16 protein-coding genes are annotated in these 17,475 nt (G+C 38.9%); 5 read left to right on the plus strand and 11 right to left on the minus strand.

The features are described 5' to 3' along the window. Nucleotides 1–276 precede the first annotated feature (276 nt). Nucleotides 277–729: a D-aminoacyl-tRNA deacylase gene (gene dtd, locus R9C00_26160; protein WPO35183.1), complete on the plus strand. Its 453-nt coding sequence runs from the start codon at nucleotides 277–279 to the stop codon at nucleotides 727–729. A gap of 1 nt (nucleotide 730) precedes the next feature. Then, nucleotides 731–1,057 (plus strand): nucleotide pyrophosphohydrolase, encoded by a 327-nt coding sequence (locus tag R9C00_26165; GenBank protein ID WPO35184.1) that lies wholly within the window; start codon nucleotides 731–733, stop codon nucleotides 1,055–1,057. Here the strand turns inward: R9C00_26165 and asnB are convergent. The 4 genes from asnB to serS are packed head-to-tail and all read right to left on the minus strand — an operon-like array spanning nucleotide 1,054 to nucleotide 5,407. Further along, nucleotides 1,054–2,946 (minus strand): asparagine synthase (glutamine-hydrolyzing), encoded by a 1,893-nt coding sequence (gene asnB, locus R9C00_26170; protein ID WPO35185.1) that lies wholly within the window; start codon nucleotides 2,944–2,946, stop codon nucleotides 1,054–1,056. The genes R9C00_26165 and asnB overlap by 4 nt on opposite strands. A 22-nt stretch (nucleotides 2,947–2,968) precedes the next feature. Further along, on the minus strand, nucleotides 2,969–3,445 hold the full coding sequence (gene ispF / locus R9C00_26175) for a 2-C-methyl-D-erythritol 2,4-cyclodiphosphate synthase (protein WPO35186.1): 477 nt from the start codon (nucleotides 3,443–3,445) through the stop codon (nucleotides 2,969–2,971). Between the two features lie 5 nt (nucleotides 3,446–3,450). After that, complete coding sequence (locus R9C00_26180; protein WPO35187.1) at nucleotides 3,451–4,119, minus strand: YggS family pyridoxal phosphate-dependent enzyme; 669 nt, start codon at nucleotides 4,117–4,119, stop codon at nucleotides 3,451–3,453. Nucleotides 4,120–4,132: 13 nt separating this feature from the next. Continuing rightward, the gene (serS, locus tag R9C00_26185; GenBank protein WPO35188.1) at nucleotides 4,133–5,407 is read right to left on the minus strand and encodes a serine--tRNA ligase; all 1,275 of its coding nucleotides are present in this window, start codon (nucleotides 5,405–5,407) and stop codon (nucleotides 4,133–4,135) included. 711 nt (nucleotides 5,408–6,118) lie between these two features. On the opposite strand from serS, the gene R9C00_26190 reads away from it, so the two are divergent. Continuing rightward, the gene (locus R9C00_26190; protein WPO35189.1) at nucleotides 6,119–7,366 is read left to right on the plus strand and encodes a tetratricopeptide repeat protein; all 1,248 of its coding nucleotides are present in this window, start codon (nucleotides 6,119–6,121) and stop codon (nucleotides 7,364–7,366) included. 78 nt (nucleotides 7,367–7,444) lie between these two features. Here R9C00_26190 and R9C00_26195 read toward each other — a convergent pair whose 3' ends face one another. The 3 genes from R9C00_26195 to queA all read right to left on the minus strand — a co-directional run bounded on the left by R9C00_26195 (nucleotide 7,445) and on the right by queA (nucleotide 11,760). Next, nucleotides 7,445–9,430, minus strand: a complete 1,986-nt coding sequence (locus R9C00_26195) for a heparinase II/III family protein (GenBank protein ID WPO35190.1) — start codon at nucleotides 9,428–9,430, stop codon at nucleotides 7,445–7,447. A 67-nt stretch (nucleotides 9,431–9,497) separates the two neighbouring features. After that, a complete protein-coding gene (gene recF, locus R9C00_26200; GenBank protein ID WPO35191.1) occupies nucleotides 9,498–10,592 on the minus strand; it encodes a DNA replication and repair protein RecF in 1,095 nt (364 codons plus the stop codon). Nucleotides 10,593–10,713: 121 nt separating this feature from the next. Continuing rightward, complete coding sequence (gene queA / locus R9C00_26205; GenBank protein ID WPO35192.1) at nucleotides 10,714–11,760, minus strand: tRNA preQ1(34) S-adenosylmethionine ribosyltransferase-isomerase QueA; 1,047 nt, start codon at nucleotides 11,758–11,760, stop codon at nucleotides 10,714–10,716. A gap of 259 nt (nucleotides 11,761–12,019) precedes the next feature. Here queA and R9C00_26210 point away from each other — a divergent pair, with 259 nt between their 5' ends. Next, nucleotides 12,020–13,270, plus strand: a complete 1,251-nt coding sequence (locus R9C00_26210; protein ID WPO35193.1) for an ABC transporter permease — start codon at nucleotides 12,020–12,022, stop codon at nucleotides 13,268–13,270. A gap of 74 nt (nucleotides 13,271–13,344) precedes the next feature. Here R9C00_26210 and R9C00_26215 read toward each other — a convergent pair whose 3' ends face one another. From R9C00_26215 to R9C00_26225, 3 genes are all read right to left on the minus strand, one after another. After that, entirely contained in the window at nucleotides 13,345–13,851 is a 507-nt protein-coding gene (locus R9C00_26215; protein ID WPO35194.1) for a hypothetical protein, read from the minus strand. 146 nt (nucleotides 13,852–13,997) lie between these two features. After that, a complete protein-coding gene (gene mreD, locus R9C00_26220; GenBank protein ID WPO35195.1) occupies nucleotides 13,998–14,522 on the minus strand; it encodes a rod shape-determining protein MreD in 525 nt (174 codons plus the stop codon). Between the two features lie 98 nt (nucleotides 14,523–14,620). Then, complete coding sequence (locus R9C00_26225; GenBank protein ID WPO35196.1) at nucleotides 14,621–15,259, minus strand: DsbA family protein; 639 nt, start codon at nucleotides 15,257–15,259, stop codon at nucleotides 14,621–14,623. A 186-nt stretch (nucleotides 15,260–15,445) separates the two neighbouring features. Here R9C00_26225 and dcm point away from each other — a divergent pair, with 186 nt between their 5' ends. Further along, the gene (gene dcm, locus R9C00_26230) at nucleotides 15,446–16,684 is read left to right on the plus strand and encodes a DNA (cytosine-5-)-methyltransferase (GenBank protein ID WPO35197.1); all 1,239 of its coding nucleotides are present in this window, start codon (nucleotides 15,446–15,448) and stop codon (nucleotides 16,682–16,684) included. On the opposite strand, the gene R9C00_26235 is transcribed toward dcm, so the two are convergent. Continuing rightward, nucleotides 16,660–17,424, minus strand: coding sequence for an Eco47II family restriction endonuclease (locus R9C00_26235; GenBank protein WPO35198.1), 765 nt, complete (start codon nucleotides 17,422–17,424; stop codon nucleotides 16,660–16,662). The genes dcm and R9C00_26235 overlap by 25 nt on opposite strands. Nucleotides 17,425–17,475 lie beyond the last annotated feature (51 nt).

Genomic DNA, 17,475 nt, shown 5'->3' on the forward strand with positions numbered 1-17,475 from the left:
GTTCGATTAAGTGAAAAAAATTGGTCTATCGAGACAAATTTAGAGGAAGAAACAACCTAATTAAAAAGTTACAGCTTTTTTTTTGAAAATCTTGAGAACAATCATAAAAGAATATTCCAATCTTGATTTTCCTCTTAAAATGCTTGACAATCAATCTTCTCCATTTCATTTTACCCACAGCTTTTAAATTGTAATTTTGCAAAAGTCTAAAAGACCATTTCCAAGAACTATTTTTAAATTCAACTCAGCTCGTTTAATAAAAAACAACAACTATCCATGATCGCGATTATTCAGAAAGTAAGTTCAGCTTCAGTAACTATAGAAGGTGAAATAAAAGGAGAAATAGCCCAAGGGTTAATGGTTTTGTTGGGAGTTGGGCAAGACGATGGTGATGAGGACATAGAGTGGCTCAGTGGAAAAATAGTAAACCTCAGAATTTTTGATGATGAGAATGGCGTGATGAATAAATCTCTTTTGGACGTTAGCGGCGATATTTTGCTCATCAGCCAGTTTACACTCCATGCCAGTACAAAAAAAGGAAATAGACCTGGGTATAACTCCGCTGCCAAACCTGACATTGCCATTCCCTTATATGAAAAAATGATAAAAGCACTGGAGGGCAAAATAGGGAAAGAAATAGAAACAGGAGAGTTTGGTGCCTACATGCAAGTAGCCCTTGTAAATGACGGTCCTGTCACCATCGATATTGATACAAAAAACAAAAAGTAATATGACGATAGAAGAAGCTCAAAAAATAGTGGATGAATGGATTAATACGACTGGAGTTAGATACTTCAATGAGCTTACAAACACTGCCATTTTAATGGAAGAGGTTGGAGAGGTCGCCCGAATTATGTCCAGAAAATATGGGGAGCAGTCGTTTAAAAAGTCCGATGAAGAAGTTGACTTGGGAGATGAAATGGCAGATGTGCTTTTCGTACTTATCTGCTTAGCTAATCAAACAGGAATCGACCTTACCGAAGCCCTTAGGAAAAACCTAGATAAAAAAACAAACAGAGATTCGGAAAGGCACAAAAACAACCCAAAACTTTCTTAAAAAGCATTATTTCTCCACCAATGCTGAAATGCTAAAATTGTCCAAACACTGTTTTGATCAAAATTTGTTGTGTTGAAAATTGTGTGTTTTAAGTTTTTGATATAGGAAGGATCAAAGATTTTTTGCTCCTTCACAAAACTATCGTTCAAACACTCATTTTCTATCCAACTTCTTAGCTCTCTTTTGAAGCCTTTTGCCAAAGGAACTTCAAAGCCTCTTTTTGGTCGATTGTATAATTCTTCAGGCAATAAGTGGCGGGCAGCATCTTGCAATAAAACCTTTTTCATATTCGGCCTTATCTTGTAAGAAGCAGGTAAGCCGAAGGCAAACTCCACCAACCTATGGTCGAGGAATGGAACTCGAACTTCTAAGCTCTGCGCCATGGACATTGAATCAACTTTATGAAGCATATCGTTGGGCAACGTCATCCGCATATCTGCCCTTAAAAATTCATTGAAATCCTTTCCATTTATCCCCTTCAAAATTTCAGCTTTCCTGATTGAGTAGGCTTCCGAATCTACCTCTGCCAGTACTTCTTGGTTAAGCATTCCTCTTACACTTTGCTCTGCATTCCACGAACACAAAAACCAATAGCGCTCACTTGGAGATAGTTTCATCCCTTCAGAAAAACGGTGGAATTGCCTAATTTTATTCCCCATAGCCGTATTTCGGCTTTTAGGCAAAACTCCCAAAATTGGGTTCATTGCTTTGAGCAACTGAGCCGGCAAGGCATTTTCCCGAGCTTTAAACTCTCCAAAATGCTTATGGTATCCTGCAAAAATCTCATCTGCGCCATCTCCCGAAAGGGCTACAGTCACTTTTTGTCTTGTATATTTAGAAAGAATGTACACAGGAATAGCCGAAGAATCGGCAAACGGCTCACCGTAGAAGTCTAGCAGATCGGTGATATGCTGGAAAAAATCATCGTTGGTGAGGTTGAAAACCGTATGATTCGTTTTGTATTTATTAGCTACTTTTTCGGCATAGGCAGTTTCGTCAAACAAAGGCTCATTGCTGAAACCTACTGAAAAGGTATTGAGCAATGAAGTATGCTGGGAAGCCAAGGCAACAATTACCGAAGAATCAATTCCCCCACTCAAAAAAGCTCCAAGCGGCACATCTGAGATCATTCTTTTCTGCACTGCATCATCCAAAAGATCTATCAATTTGGACTTGGCATTATCATAACTCAATGCTGAAGAATAATCCGTAGTTTCTGGAATCTCGTACCAGTTTTTTATCTCTATTTCCCGGCCCTTTACTTTCATAAAATGCCCAGGCATCAGTTTGAAAGTATTTTTGTAGATAGTGTTGGGAGCGGGAATATAATTGAGTTGGAGGTATTGATAAAGAGATGTATGATCTAATTGAAGATCGAGATTATATGCTTTCAGTGCATTTAGTTCAGAAGCAAAAAGCAACTTGTCTTCATCGAGGTAATAAACTAAAGGTTTGATCCCGAACCTATCTCTCGCAATGAAAATACTATTTTCTTCTTGGTCAAAAATGGCAAAAGTAAAAAAGCCATTCAATTGATTCAAGCACTTTTCCCCATCTCGGATATACAATTGGAGCAATACTTCCGTATCCGTTTGGCTTTTAAAGGAAATCCCAGCTTGCTGTAACTTTCCTCGAAGTTCCTGAAAATTATAAATCTCTCCGTTGAAAGCAATGGTATACCTGCCAGTAGGATCGCTCATAGGCTGGTTTCCATCGGAAGACAAATCTAAAATAGATAACCTCCTATGTCCCAAACTCACTTTTCCTTCAGAAAAAAGCATAGCAGCATCAGGACCACGATGAGCCAATTTCTCATTTGAATTATGAGTATTGATAGTAAATATTCTGCCTAATTCATTAAAAGCGTATACACCTGTAAAGCCGCACATAGAGAGCCGTTTGGAATGATTATTATTTTGTAATGAGCGCTACGGCAAATGCTGCTACGCCTTCTTTTTCTCCAACAAATCCAAGTTTTTCAGTAGTAGTTGCCTTTATCGATATATCTTCTTCTTCAATTTCCATCACCTCGGCAAGGCATTTTTTCATAGCAGGAATATGCGGATTTACCTTAGGAGCTTGAAGGCAAATAGTAGCATCTACATTCCCAATTTCATAGCCCTTATCTCTTATAAGCTTCATCACATCCTTCAGAAGAATTTTGCTATCGATGCCTTTATATTTAGAATCTTGGTCGGAAAAATGAAAGCCGATATCTCGCATATTAGCAGCCCCAAGAAGGGCATCGCAAATAGTATGGATTAGCACATCTGCATCTGAATGACCAATAGCTCCATGGGTATGAGGGACAAGGATGCCTCCCAACCAAAAATCCGCTCCTTCGACCAATCTGTGGACATCGTACCCTTGCCCAATTCGTATTTTCATGGTTTTTATGATCTACTTCCAAAAATTAAACTCCCAACTCTGACCAAAGTGCTACCTTCCTCAATGGCAATTTTGTAGTCGCCACTCATACCCATCGAAACCTCCTTTAAATCTACATTTGAAGGAAGTTCCAGAGTAGCTACTCTATCAAAAAGTTGTTTTAATGACTTAAACTCACTCCTAACCTGTTCTTTGTCTTGTGTAAAAGTTGCCATTCCCATCAGACCTTTCACACAAATATTTTCCAAAGAAGCTAGTTTTTCATTTTGTAAAATCTCTAATAGTCCTTTTTCATCCAAGCCAAATTTACTCTCTTCCTGCGCTATATGTATTTGCAGTAAGCAATTGACTACCCGGTCGTGCTGGGCTGCTCTTTTATTTATTTCTTCAAGAAGTTTAAAACTCTCTACGGAATGAATCATGTTCACGAAACTAGCAATTTGCTTTACCTTATTGGTTTGCAAATGACCAATCATGTGCCATTCGATATCCTGGGGCAATTCCTCATTTTTGGCCACCAACTCTTGCACCCGGTTTTCACCAAAAATCCTCACCCCTGCATCATAAGCTTCCTGCAGCATGGAAACAGGCTTAGTTTTGCTTACCGCCACCAATCTACAACCTGCTCCAGAAAGTTCTTGATTTATTTTTTCTAAATTCTTAACTAACTCCACGTTCTTTCAAATTTTAGGAAATCACATCAAACCCACAATATGGTTGTAAAACCTTAGGTATTTTAATGCCTTCTGCTGTCTGATTGTTTTCTAAAATAGCTGCAAGAATACGAGGCAAGGCCAAAGCACTACCATTCAAGGTATGCGCTAAGCGCGGCTTATTGTCTTCATCTCGGTATCTCAACTTCAAACGGTTAGCTTGGAAAGTCTCAAAGTTACTTACAGAACTCACTTCTAACCACCTTTTTTGCGCAGCAGAATATACTTCCATATCGAAACACAATGCTGCATTGAAACTAATATCACCTCCACATAGGTTCAATATTCGGTAAGGAAGCTCTAATTTGTTCAACAAACCTTCTATGTGGTTTCTCATCACAATCAGGGTATCGTAAGAAGCCTCTGGAGTGGTAACTTGAATGATTTCTACCTTGTCAAATTGGTGTAATCTGTTCAAGCCTCTTACATCAGCCCCCCAAGAACCTGCTTCTCTCCTAAAACACGGGGTAAACCCTGCCAATTTGATAGGTAAATCTTCTTTCCTTACAATTTCATCTCTATAGATATTGGTTAGAGGTACTTCGGCTGTAGGGATCAAATAATAATCGTGATTTTCTATTTTATACATCTGACCTTCTTTATCAGGCAACTGCCCCGTACCCAACGCCGATGCTTCGTTCACCACTATTGGCGGTTGTACTTCGGTATAGCCGGCATCCATTGCTTCGTCTAAGAAAAAGTTTTTCAAAGCCCTTTGCAACCGAGCCCCTTTTCCTTTATAAAAGGGAAATCCTGCACCTGTTACCTTATTACCTAAATCAAAGTCTATAATGTCATATTTGGAAATCAATTCCCAATGTGGAAGAGCCATGTCGTCCAATTCGACTTTCTCACCTCCTTCCAAAACTATTTCATTGTCTTCTGCAGTTCTGCCTTCTGGCACGCTTTCATGGGGGATATTAGGAATCTGATAGAGTAATTTTGTCAGCTTCTCTTCCGTAATGGTTACCTTTTCGCTTATCTCTTTCGATTCATTTCGCATTCTAGCAGCCTCTGCCTTAGCTTTTTCAGCTTCTTCTTTATTCCCCGCCTTCATCATCGCACCTATCTGCTTTGATATCTTATTGGACTCAGCAAGGACTTGATCTCTCTGCACTTGCAAAGATCTTCTTTCCTCATCTGTAGCCAAAACTTCTTCTACCGTCTCACTAGCCTTGGGGAAAAACTTTTTTTCTAAGCCTTTGATTACTTTTTCTTTATTCTCTTTTATGAAAGAAACTTGTAACATAATATGGTGATTTTTAGATGTTGCACAAATATACTCAAACAAAAGAGCTTTAGCTTTCAACTCTTTCCAAAAACTTTTCTTTACCCAAAATGACTAAAGCAAGCTATTAAACAAAAAATATCATACCATGTATAACTTCAAATAGGTCACCGTATTCAAAAATTTGGAAATCAAAAATTTACAGCCTAATGCTATACTCCCAAAGTGGAGCAACTCTAGAAAAAATTCCAGATTTTGAAAACTTTGCAAAGTTTTTTTCTGCTAAATCGATGAAAAAACCACATACCCCAGAAAAAAACTGACAAACACCCCCAAATTCGATAAAATATTTCTTTTGCCAGACGAAACTCTCATATCATAGGGTTAGAATAGAGAGCAGTAGTTTCAGAAAAATGAGAACAAAGGGGGCATAGGTCGTTCTACAAGACCAAAACAATATGTATATCAACTTTCTATTAAGACCATATAGACTTGCTGCTTACTTCTTGCATTTTGATGGAATAAAATTTGCAACTGGAAGATACACATACTACAAGCAAAATTTTACCCCCCCTATCACGTTAAGAAATAGACTGGAGCTATCCTGATAGGAGAACTACGTAATAAACTTAAAATTAACAATCGACTGATCGTATGAATATAGCTTTCAGATTTATATTAATCGTCTCGTTGTGGTCTTGCATCGGAAGTCTTTCCGCACAGGATGATGCTATGCAAATTTTTGCAAGGGCTGAAAACCTCAGAAAAAGCAACAATTTCATCGCTGCTATAGATGAATATGAGCGTGCTATTGCTTTACAGCCAGAAAACCCTCGTTTTCCATTCTCTAAAGGCATGTGCTACTTCACCTTAAAGGATTATGACAATGCTGTTATGGCTTTTGAAGAAACATCAAAGCTTAAAAGTGATTTTGTTCCCGCTTATACCATGATGGCAAAGTCTTACCAAGCATTGGAAAGGTTTGTCAAAGTAGAAGAAAGTCTCGATTTAGCATTCAAATTTGAAATGAATGACAAAAAAAGGATGGCTTATAAAGAAAGCATTATCAAAATGCTTTTTGATCAAAAGAACTTTGAAAAAGCGTTGAGGCATATCAATGATGCTAAAGCTTTAAACCCAAATTCTTTGAACATTCTATATTATGAAGCATCTATCCATAACAGCAAAGGTAACTACGAAGCTGCCAAGCAAGCTATGGTTACCGCTACGAATGCAATACCTGTAAAAGACCCTAAAAAAGTCGCTCGTTTCTACTACGAGTTAGGATATGCTTATAATAAACTAGGTGAGTACGAAAAGTCTTCAGAGGCATTTAAATACGCTAACTTTGGTCCGTACAAATCTCTTATAGCCAAGCTTAGCCCCAAATTTTATACTACAGCTGCTATTTGCTATATGAGAATCAACCACTTTGAAAAAAGTAAGGAAATGCTCCACACAGCACTTAAAATGCAACCAAACTTCTCTCAAGCATACGTTTTCTTATCAAATATTTCAAAGAAAGAGGCAAACCAAAATGTTGCACTTGATGAATTAAAAAAAGCAGCTTCTGTAGAGTCAGACCCTAAAAACCTCGCTAATATCTATAAAAATATGGCTCAAATACAGCTTGACAACGGGTTGTATCAAGAAGCTATTAGTTCAGCTGAAACTTACCTCAAGTCCGAGCCTAAAAACTACCAAGTTTTGTTCATTAAGGGAATTGCTCAATATCACCTAAAAGATTTCAAGCAAGCTCTTGTAACTTTAGACAATGTAGCAAATACACCAGGTCTTGATGTAGAATCTTCTTCAAAATTCTACTTTGCCTTAGGTCTTGCTTATTGGGATGTAAAAGATTTTAAAATGGCTAAAAATTGCTTAAAAAGAGCTCAATACGGACCATATAAGTCAGTTTCAACCATGCTCTATGAAGAGGTTGAAACTGAAGAAAAGAACAATACTAATAAGAAAAGCTAGTAAAGGCAGTCGATAGTTAAGATGAGCAAAAGCCCTGTGAGGACATACTCACAGGGCTTTTTGGCTATTAATGATCCCCTACAATGAAATTAAAAACTTCCAAGTACCACTCATACCTGTAGATTTATCTACTAATACTATTCTATTCAGTTTATCCCCCCATACTTTTTGGATTGCACCATCTTGTTCATCCTCTCCCAATTTTTTTTCTTCAACACTTACTTTAAACCTTGAAAAATCGTAAATAATAAACAAGTTATAAGGTTTGTCATTTTTATCTCTGCCCCTCAACCTAATTTCTCCTGGCTCACTCAAAATCACATCACAAGGAGTTAGAAATACCTGAGAAGTTTGTCCGTTTGATTTTGTAAGCTTATACTTTTCAACCAAGGTTATATTTCGTTTTTGCCTATTCAGCTGTAAAGTCCTCTTCCACGAAACTACTCCAGCTTCTTTTGGGTAAGCCTTAGCCATATCCAAAGAAAACCGTGCATAGCTATTTGATGCTTTATATTTCACATCTATTGCGGCAAACTCTCGCCCATCCTTTTGCATCATCCCATTTATCACAGGAACATTATGATATGCCGACTGATTATTCCAAATAGAATAACGCTCATCGCTGAATGTTTTAGCTGTATAAGTCCCTTTTCCAGCATCGACCAAAATAGGGTTTCCATTCACATACACAAGAAAATGCCCTATATCATTATGATTGTGGCTTTCTGCATTATGCCCTCCTTTTGCCGCCAAATAAAGCCCCTTGTCAGAGTCAGGCACTGAGCGAGCTGCCATTACTTGTGTATCTGGATACCAAGTATCTCTCAAAAAAGGAGTCCATCCATTTTCCTTAGCCATCTGCAGATCAGCATTATTAAAAATACCCGCCAACACTCTATCTAAACTCCAATCGACAACGAAGGAGTTATTACTACTTGCCAAATACCCTCCAAAGGCAATCATTTGAGCATCACCAATCCGTTCGCCATACCTATGAACTAGATCATGAGAAGGAGTAAATCGAGCTGGGGCATCAGCAAAATTCACAAAGTAATTTCCCGAGACATGTACCTTATAAATATAAGCGCCCATATCCTTGACTAACTGATTGCTATACAAATCAATCTTTCCATCCGTTGCACTGTGAAGCAGTTCCAAACAATCGAATACGGAAGCCGCAGCCCTTCCCCAGTAACTTGGTCCTTCATCACAAGCCCCATCTTCAGGGTAAATATTTAAAAATTTATCTAGCACAGCAGTTGCCTTCGCAACTGACTGAATTCTCATTTTCTCATCTTTTTCAAGCAATAAGGTAGCTGAAAGCCAGCTAGAACATATCCACGGGTTCCAATTATTTACCGCTTTCTCTCCGTTCCCCATCCACCAAAAGTCATCTCTTTCCAACAGAGGAGTGAATACTCTCCGATTGGTTTCTACATATATTCTTTGGCGGATAAGCTTAGATACTTCATCTAGTTTATCACCTATCAAGTAATCTGTCCATGCAAGAGTACTTGCCGTTTGTGCTGCAAACAGGTCAACCGTTGGCTCTTCTATATTTGGCAAACCAAAACTATCTTTCTGAAGAAATAAATGCGCCGGTACTCCCCAATACGTTTCTTCACAAATAGCCCACACGCCATTCATCACCTCATCTACAAACCTTCCTTTCCCTTCTATCACCTCGGCTATGACCAAGTCCCGTAATTTCTCCCTCCGTTCAAAATGTTCCGCTTCGTATTTTGAGCGATTTGATTCTCTTACAAATTGAAGTGTTAGCGTAGCAGAAAGCACTGGCCAAGTATAGCCAAGAGCCTCTTCTCCCTTTTTTATATAAAAAGTCTTCAAGCTATCGGGAAGCGATTCCCAACTATCCCGATCCCCATACTTGGGAAATGGAGTCCATTTTTCTTTGGGGATAAGTTGTGTTTCTAAACAAGCTGCCCCACACGAAGTCTGCAAAAAATTACGTGGTGCGTCTTGTGCAGACAAAGAATTGCCTGTCCAAAATAAGAGTAAAATGGAAAAAGTAAATTGCAAAGCTGGCGTTGTGATATTTTTCATTTTCTTTAGAGCTAAGAATCTTAAAGGAATTCATGAAGTACAAAAAAGGAAGGCTTTTGAGCTATCTCTACTTAAATTCCTCAACCCTATAAAATTCAACTTCTTTTTCTAAAGATGCAAGCAATTGAGCAGACCTTTCTGGTCTGGCATCGGAAATGAAAATTTGCCCAAAACGATGGGCTTCTATCATGGAGAGGATTTTGGAGATTCTCAGGTCGTCTAGTTTGTCAAAAATATCATCGAGCAATAGAATTGGCGGGTCTTTATGCGCTTCCCTCGAAACCTCAAACTGGGAAAGCTTCAGAGCAATCACAAATGACTTTTTTTGCCCCTGCGAGCCAAATTTTTTAAGAGAATACCCTTCGCCTATTTCAAATACGAAATCATCTTTGTGTATTCCTTTTGAGGTTCTTTGTAAAAAAACATCTCTGTCCAAAGCTTTCTTAAAGACCGCTTCAAAATCACCTTTTCCCCAGTCTGACTGATACACCAAACCTACTTCTTCATGGCTTTCGCTTATATCTTTATAAAACTCTTGGAAGCAACTAGTGAACTCTTCTAAAAATAATTTCCTACGCTCAAAAATAAGTTTCCCCATTTCTAGCAGCAACTGATCGTAAGGCTCAAGCAAGTCCAAATCAACCCGCTGAGTTTCAGAAAATTGTTTCAAAAGTGCATTTCGCTGCCTCAAAGTGTGATTATACCGCATCAGATTTTGCATATAAACCTGATCTAGTTGAGAAATCATACTATCGAAATACCTTCTCCTAAACTCACTCCCTTCTCGTACCAAATCGATATCATCTGGTGAAATCATCACACACGGATACCTGCCGATATGCTCACTTATTTTCTCATGCTCTTTCCGGTCAACCTTTACTACCTTCTTTTTCCCCTGCTGAAAACTACATTGAACCTCTGTCTTATTCTCCTGCTTGATAAAATTTCCTCTCACCACAAAAAGATACTCTTCATGCTTAATATTCAACTGCTCTACAGACTGGAAGGCACTTTTAGTCAGGCATAAATAGTGGATAGCATCAAGCAGGTTGGTTTTCCCCACTCCATTAGGACCCACCACACAGTTGATGTCTTTTGAAAAACTCAGTTTTAGTTCTTCGTAATTCTTAAAATTATATAGATAAATTTCTTCTAAAAACATGCTTAACCTCTTGCTCCTGCTCAAAATATAGAGCTTATCCGCAGTAAACAAAAAAAAGCAGGACTATGATTTCACAAGCCCTGCTTTTCTATTAAAAATGCCTATTCGGCGAAATTACATATTAAATCACCAACATCGCATCGCCATAGCTCAAGAAACGATATTTTTCTTTTATCGCTACCTGATAAGCCTCCATCATCAAATCATAACCACCAAATGCAGCGGCCATCATCAATAAGGTAGACATTGGCTTGTGGAAGTTAGTCACCAACGACTTACATATTTTGAATTCGTAAGGAGGGAAAATAAACTTGTCAGTCCATCCTCCATTTTCCTTCAACCTTTCAGAAGCCGAAACCGAGGTTTCAAGAGCTCTCATGGCTGTAGTACCAATCGCACATACATTCTTTTTGTTCTCCAAAGCTTTGTTCACCATGTCTACAGTTGCCTGTGGTACTTGGAAATTCTCTGAATCCATTTTGTGCTTGGTCAAATCTTCTACGTCTACTTCTCGGAACGTACCCAAACCTACGTGCAACGTGATAGGAACCATGTCAACACCCTTGATTTCCATCCTTTTGGTCACCTGCTGGGTAAAGTGCATTCCTGCAGTTGGTGCTGCAACCGCTCCTTTATTTTTAGCAAAAATTGTTTGGAAACGCTCTCTGTCCGAAGGCTCAGCAGCACGCTCTATATCTTTAGGAAGAGGCGTTTCTCCTAAAGAATCTACAGCTTTGTAAAACTCCTCATCTGTTCCGTCAAACAAGAAGCGGATAGTTCTTCCTCTTGAAGTAGTATTGTCAATTACCTCGGCAACTAACTCGCCTTCACCAAAGTATAACTTGTTTCCAACACGGATTTTACGAGCAGGATCAACCAATACATCCCACAAGTGGGACTCTTGGTTTAATTCTCTCAACAAGAAGACTTCAATCTTCGCTCCCGTTTTCTCTTTGTTTCCATAAAGACGTGCAGGGAATACCTTGGTATCGTTCATCACCATAGTATCACCTTCTCCAAAGTAATCTACAATGTCTTTAAATACTTTATGTTCTATCTTGCCAGTATCTTTATGGATAACCATCAAACGAGACTCATCTCGGTTATCTGTTGGATATTTAGCAACTAATTCTGGGGGTAAATCAAATTTAAACGCTGATAATTTCATCTTGGGTGGGTTGAACAGTAATGTTATTAACCTTTCATCTCTATTTATGGACAAACAAAACCGCTTATCCAAAATAGGCTGCAAAATTAATAATTTGTAGGTTATAATATTAATTTTACCAAGTGAATATTCCATACTAATCCATTATCAATGAAAAAGTTATGGATAAATCCTTCAAAAACCTCAAACAAATCCGTACAAATACCCTGTTTGAATGATGTTCTTACCTATTTTCAATAGCTGTGTAACTTAAAGAAAAATGTTCATATATATCCGATTATTTCTAGAAAGTATCCGCTTTGCATTCAATGCTTTGCGTGAAAACCTCTTGCGAACTACGCTATCGCTACTTGGCGTTACCGTGGGCATCTTTGCCATCATATCGGTACTTACCGTGGTGGATACCTTGGAAAACAGTATAAAAAAGAGCTTATCTTTTTTGGGAAGTGAAGTGATATATATCGAAAAATGGCCCTGGCTGTTTGGACCCAACTATCCTTGGTGGGAATATGTAAATCGCCCAAACCCCAATATGAAGGAGTTTGAGTTCCTCGATAAAAGAATGACCTGGGCAAAAGCAGCCGCCATTTTTGATAACAAAGGTGGCGTAAACCTCAAATACAAAAGCAACAGCATAGGCGATGTAACTGTAATGGGAGTTAGCCACAATTACAATAATGTTGGTGAAATTGAAATTTCTGAGGGGAGGTTTTTTTCCAACCAAGAATCTTCAAAAGGGAAAAATATCGCCGTAATTGGCTCTACCATAGCCCAAGAATTATTTCAGGGAGGTAATGCCATTGGAAAAACCATCAAGATAAAAGGGATCAAATTCCAGATAATTGGCTTGCTAAAAAAACAAGGAGACAATCTACTGAATGCTCCAAGTAACGATGATACCTGCATTATCCCTTTTAACAGTATGACCAAAATTTATGCGTCCAAAAGCAGAGGACTTCAGCCTACTATTGCCGTGAAAGGCTTTGAAGAAGATGAAGGACTTATTGAACTGGAAAATGAAATAAGAGGGTTGATGAGAAATGTAAGAGGAATTAGACCCAAAGAAAATGATTCTTTTGCCCTCAACCGCCCCGAAGTATTTGCCGATTTCTTGGGAAATATCATTGGCGTACTCACCACTGCAGGCTGGATCATCGGTAGTTTTTCCATTTTGGTAGGAGGTTTTGGAATTGCCAATATCATGTTCGTATCGGTAAAAGAGCGAACCAACCTCATTGGTATTCAAAAATCTTTAGGGGCAAAAAATTACTTCATCCTCCTACAGTTTCTTTTCGAATCTCTTTTTCTGAGCTTCCTTGGAGGGGTTGCTGGCTTGTTGTTGGTCAATGCCATTTCGGTATTTTCCACCGAGACATTTGTCATCTCCCTCAATTTCAAGAACATAGTAGTAGGGATCACCATTTCGCTAATAATTGGCATCATTTCGGGAATTGTCCCAGCTATTTCTGCCTCCCGAATGGATCCAGTAATTGCCATCAGGTCCAAATAAGATCATGAAATCCAAAAGGCTTCCCCAGCTACAGGGAAGCCTTTTTTACCAATTCTATTCGTTAACCAAACTGCTTACATGATCGGCTCTAATTTATATTCATTCATGCTCATCATTAGTTGATTATCCATCTTTTCGAGCCTATATGTTTCTTTAAAACGAGGTTTTGTATGTGATAACTTAAAGCTCTCACCCCATTCCACACGCACTTTTTTCACTCCGTAAGTCTCCATATCAACCTGCTCTTCGTCTGTTAAGTTTACTTGAATATTATATCGAACTCCAGTTTCACTATTTCTTGCCAAGCAATCATATCTTTTCTTTAACACTTTTCCATTCCCAAGCATAATATCAATACGATTATCCATCAAATACTTTCCATAATAAAGGTATGAAGTGGGAGATGACGCTATCAAATCCAAGTTCGCTTCATTTTCTCCTAAAGTCATCACTCCATTTAATATTGCACTATCCACACCCACATTAGAGTACTTTACTGAAAGTGAATATTGATCTTGAGCAGAAACTACTAGGGTGATCATTGCCAAAAACGCTACTAAAATTACTTTTACCTGTTTCATGATTTATTTCGGTTTTTAATGGTGTCGTTTAGTCTATCAACACTGCTAAATTGCAGCGATTTCACCACATGGCACAACCAAAACCAATGAACAGGAATTTTAATCGTTGAGCAGGAATTTGAAGAGTTGGAGAATACACAATAAGCTTAAAAACGCCTTTTGGGCTGCATATAAAAGAGGTATTGGATAATGACGATCACAAAAAGGGTAAATACTGCAGTAGCTACAGTCTTGGCCAGCAAATCCCAAAACTGCTGCAGCCCACTAGCCTCAATGATAAAAAACAACAAATGATGGATAACCAAAAGCGGAAAAGCATATAAAATATACCAAGTAAGCCCCATCTCCCGCACCGCTGGCTCCGAGTCCGATTCGTAATCTGTCCTAGGTTTCAAAAGCTTTATCCAAAAAGGACGTAGATAGGCTATCAGCGTACAGGCTGCTGCATGGATACCCAGCGTATCGTAAAAAATATCGACCGAAAGCCCGAGTACAAACGCAGCGACTAGCAAATAAACTTTTGGGGTTTCTATAGGAAGGCTCAATAAAAACGCAACATACAAATAGCAAAAAGCAACATTAAACATTACCAAATTTTTCAAGAAGATCACTTGAAAAAGGACATAAATGAAAAAGCTGATTGTAAAAAGAATTATTTTTTTGTTGCTCATGCCAAGTCTTCATTTTTGTTTTGAAAACAAATATAACCGACTCATGGCAAAAAGCATCTTTCCCCCTCCCCATTGTGTTAGATTTATCCATCCTTAAGCTAAAGCTCAGCCAAAAAAGTCGATAGCTGCTCATCTAACGCATCAAAACCTTGGTAACCCCTACTCAGCGAATATAACTTCTCCCCTTGTTTCAAAATAAGAGAAGGGAAACCATTTATCCCAAAATCCCCCACCTTATTAAACTCCTCGTAAGTCAAGGTTCGGTATTCTTCGCTTCTCAGGCGTTTCAAAAACTCCTCTTTATCTATAGAAAAATCTTCTACCAATTGCCCATACACATCATCCCTATTCAGATTCTCACCATTAAAAAACAGGGCTTTTTGCAGCTTTCCAGCAAACTCCACCTGCCCCTTATCGCTCAACGACTTAAAAGCTGTCATCGCCACACCCGGCTTTTCCGAACTGTACATATAACTTCCCTCCTCCAAAATCCGCGTCAGAAACCCATTGCCAAACTTCACCCCAGACACATCTTCTACCTCCTTATATGCCCACTTTATGTAACCAGCCGTTTCCCCAACCGGCCCTACCCTTTCCCTCAGTACCATGCCACCACTCAGCGCCGTAAACTTGATCTGTTCCCCATACTTCTCACTCAGCTGCCTTATTACCGGGCTAAACCCATAGCACCAGCCACACAAAGCGTCGTACACATACATTATTTCTATATCTGCCATAGTATCTTCTTTCCTTGTCAACTAATCCCTTCCAAGAATGGTTTTGAGTTTTGTGATGAAAAAAAGATACAAGGATAAATTAAGATCTTACCTAGATAAAGTACTTTTCCCTTGCCAAGTCAATGAAACGCACTAAATTTGTAACCATTGAACAAGGTTTAACAAGATGGTTATACAAACAACTTTATGAAGGAATACTTAACATTATCAGAAACAGCCAAGCTCGTAGGCAAAAGCAAAGAAACGCTACGAAGATGGGACAAAGAAGGGATTTTAAATGCTGTCCGAGAACCTGTTTCAAATTACCGAGTTTATAAAAAATCGGATGTTCAAACACTTCTAGGCTCTTTGTTTGACGATGATGCCGAAGATGACGTTTCCAACTATGTCGAGCCTGAAAATCAATACACTGTCCTTGAACTTTTTGCAGGAGCTGGAGGCTTAGCTATCGGTCTGGAAAAAGCAGGATTGACATGCACCGCGCTGAACGAAATAGACAAATGGGCTTGCCAAACGCTCAGAACCAACAGACCTCACTGGAATGTATTAGAAGGCGATATTAAAGACTTCGACTTTTCCGAATATCACAACAAAATAGATGTGGTCACTGGCGGGTTTCCTTGCCAAGCATTTAGCTATGCAGGAAAAAAGCTGGGATTAAACGATGCCCGCGGAACCTTATTTTATGAATTCGCAAGAGTTGTCCAGCAAGTCAATCCCGCCATTTGTATAGGGGAAAATGTACGAGGGTTGTTAAGCCACGAAAAAGGGAAAACCTTGCAAGGCATGATTTCCATCCTCGATGAAATCGGGTACAATGTCGTTCCCGTTCAAGTACTAAAAGCAATCCATTACCGAGTTCCTCAAAAACGTGAGCGTTTGATTTTAGTAGGGGTAAGAAAAGATATTGATATAGAATTCGAGTACCCCACTCCTCACAAGAAAATATACAACCTTGCCGATGCCCTTAAAAAAGGTGAATTATTTGACTCGAATGTACCCACTTCGGCAGGAGCAAAATACCCAGAATACAAGAAACAAGTCCTTGACCTAGTACCTCCAAAAGGCTACTGGAGAGATTTACCCCTCGACATCCAAAAGGAATACATGGGAAGAAGTTTTTATTTAGGAGGAGGAAAAACGGGAATGGCAAGAAGAATTGGTTGGGATGAGCCTTCACTCACACTTACATGCAGCCCAGCCCAAAAGCAAACCGAGCGCTGCCACCCAGACGAAACCAGGCCCTTCACCGTACGGGAATATGCACGAATCCAAACCTTTCCAGATGAATGGCATTTTGAAGGCTCTGTAGCCCAACAGTACAAGCAAATTGGCAATGCAGTCCCTGTTAACTTAGGACAGGAAGTTGGCTATGCCATCGTTAAGTTTTTGAATACTTATTATAGCTTGTCAAAGCCTAAATAGTAACCAAAGTTTTCTACAGTGATTTGGTCAAAAACAGATCGTTTGCTCGTTTCGGTCATTTTCTTTATTTCAGCCAAAGCTGAGTTTTCAGTTTTGGCTTTTCCTTTTTCCATACTTTCCAAAAAATCAGAAATAGCCTTGGGCAATGCTCTATAGAGTTCAAAAAATGCTGTTTCTTTTCCAGTCAGGAGTGCATAAAATTGGTCACCAGATATTTTAAAAACCCTACTATGGCTATACTCTTTCCCGTTGATCTCCCCCACCCAATTTTCGTTAAAGCTACCCTTGGCAAGAATCTGCACCCAATAGCATTTGGCTTTTTTATAATCATCGGCATAGCGGGCAAGTTTTTGGAACAAACTTTCTGCCGCACTGCTATTCATCGTATTATGCTTATTTTTGATATCGGCAAATAGCGTGTCGTCCGTAGCCTTAATGTCAAAACCACTTAACTTTCCCATTTCATAGCCATTTATCCCCCCGAGAATTTCCTCGTGGAACGTCCCAATCGAATTATTGATGGACTTGTCTATTTGCCTCAGTATCTCTGCTTCAATAACACTTTCTTCGTCGAGATTATCGAACTTCACATCAAAGGTGAGCTTGACTGTATCAATTTTATTGCTGTAAAACTTCTTTTTGCTTATCCCTTCTTTAGCTCTCACATAAGCACCATAAAGATTACTAATACAATCGGTTAGATGCTCGTCTGTAATAAAATCGACATATTTATTCCCCATATTCTACGTATTTGTTGACAATTTCAAAAGCCATTTATGTATTGACGGATA

The sequence above is a fragment of the Flammeovirgaceae bacterium SG7u.111 genome, assembly GCA_034044135.1.
In the GTDB taxonomy this organism is placed as follows: Bacteria; Bacteroidota; Bacteroidia; order Cytophagales; family Flammeovirgaceae.

Bases quoted from the DNA above. Each gene is read 5' to 3' on its own strand.
- dtd (WPO35183.1), top strand. From the start codon at position 277: ATGATCGCGATTATTCAGAAAGTAAGTTCAGCTTCAGTAACTATAGAA.
- R9C00_26165 (WPO35184.1), top strand. From the start codon at position 731: ATGACGATAGAAGAAGCTCAAAAAATAGTGGATGAATGGATTAATACG.
- asnB (WPO35185.1), bottom strand. From the start codon at position 2,946: ATGTGCGGCTTTACAGGTGTATACGCTTTTAATGAATTAGGCAGAATA.
- ispF (WPO35186.1), bottom strand. From the start codon at position 3,445: ATGAAAATACGAATTGGGCAAGGGTACGATGTCCACAGATTGGTCGAA.
- serS (WPO35188.1), bottom strand. From the start codon at position 5,407: ATGTTACAAGTTTCTTTCATAAAAGAGAATAAAGAAAAAGTAATCAAA.
- R9C00_26190 (WPO35189.1), top strand. From the start codon at position 6,119: ATGCAAATTTTTGCAAGGGCTGAAAACCTCAGAAAAAGCAACAATTTC.
- R9C00_26195 (WPO35190.1), bottom strand. From the start codon at position 9,430: ATGAAAAATATCACAACGCCAGCTTTGCAATTTACTTTTTCCATTTTA.
- recF (WPO35191.1), bottom strand. From the start codon at position 10,592: ATGTTTTTAGAAGAAATTTATCTATATAATTTTAAGAATTACGAAGAA.
- queA (WPO35192.1), bottom strand. From the start codon at position 11,760: ATGAAATTATCAGCGTTTAAATTTGATTTACCCCCAGAATTAGTTGCT.
- R9C00_26210 (WPO35193.1), top strand. From the start codon at position 12,020: ATGTTCATATATATCCGATTATTTCTAGAAAGTATCCGCTTTGCATTC.
- R9C00_26215 (WPO35194.1), bottom strand. From the start codon at position 13,851: ATGAAACAGGTAAAAGTAATTTTAGTAGCGTTTTTGGCAATGATCACC.
- mreD (WPO35195.1), bottom strand. From the start codon at position 14,522: ATGAGCAACAAAAAAATAATTCTTTTTACAATCAGCTTTTTCATTTAT.
- R9C00_26225 (WPO35196.1), bottom strand. From the start codon at position 15,259: ATGGCAGATATAGAAATAATGTATGTGTACGACGCTTTGTGTGGCTGG.
- dcm (WPO35197.1), top strand. From the start codon at position 15,446: ATGAAGGAATACTTAACATTATCAGAAACAGCCAAGCTCGTAGGCAAA.
- R9C00_26235 (WPO35198.1), bottom strand. From the start codon at position 17,424: ATGGGGAATAAATATGTCGATTTTATTACAGACGAGCATCTAACCGAT.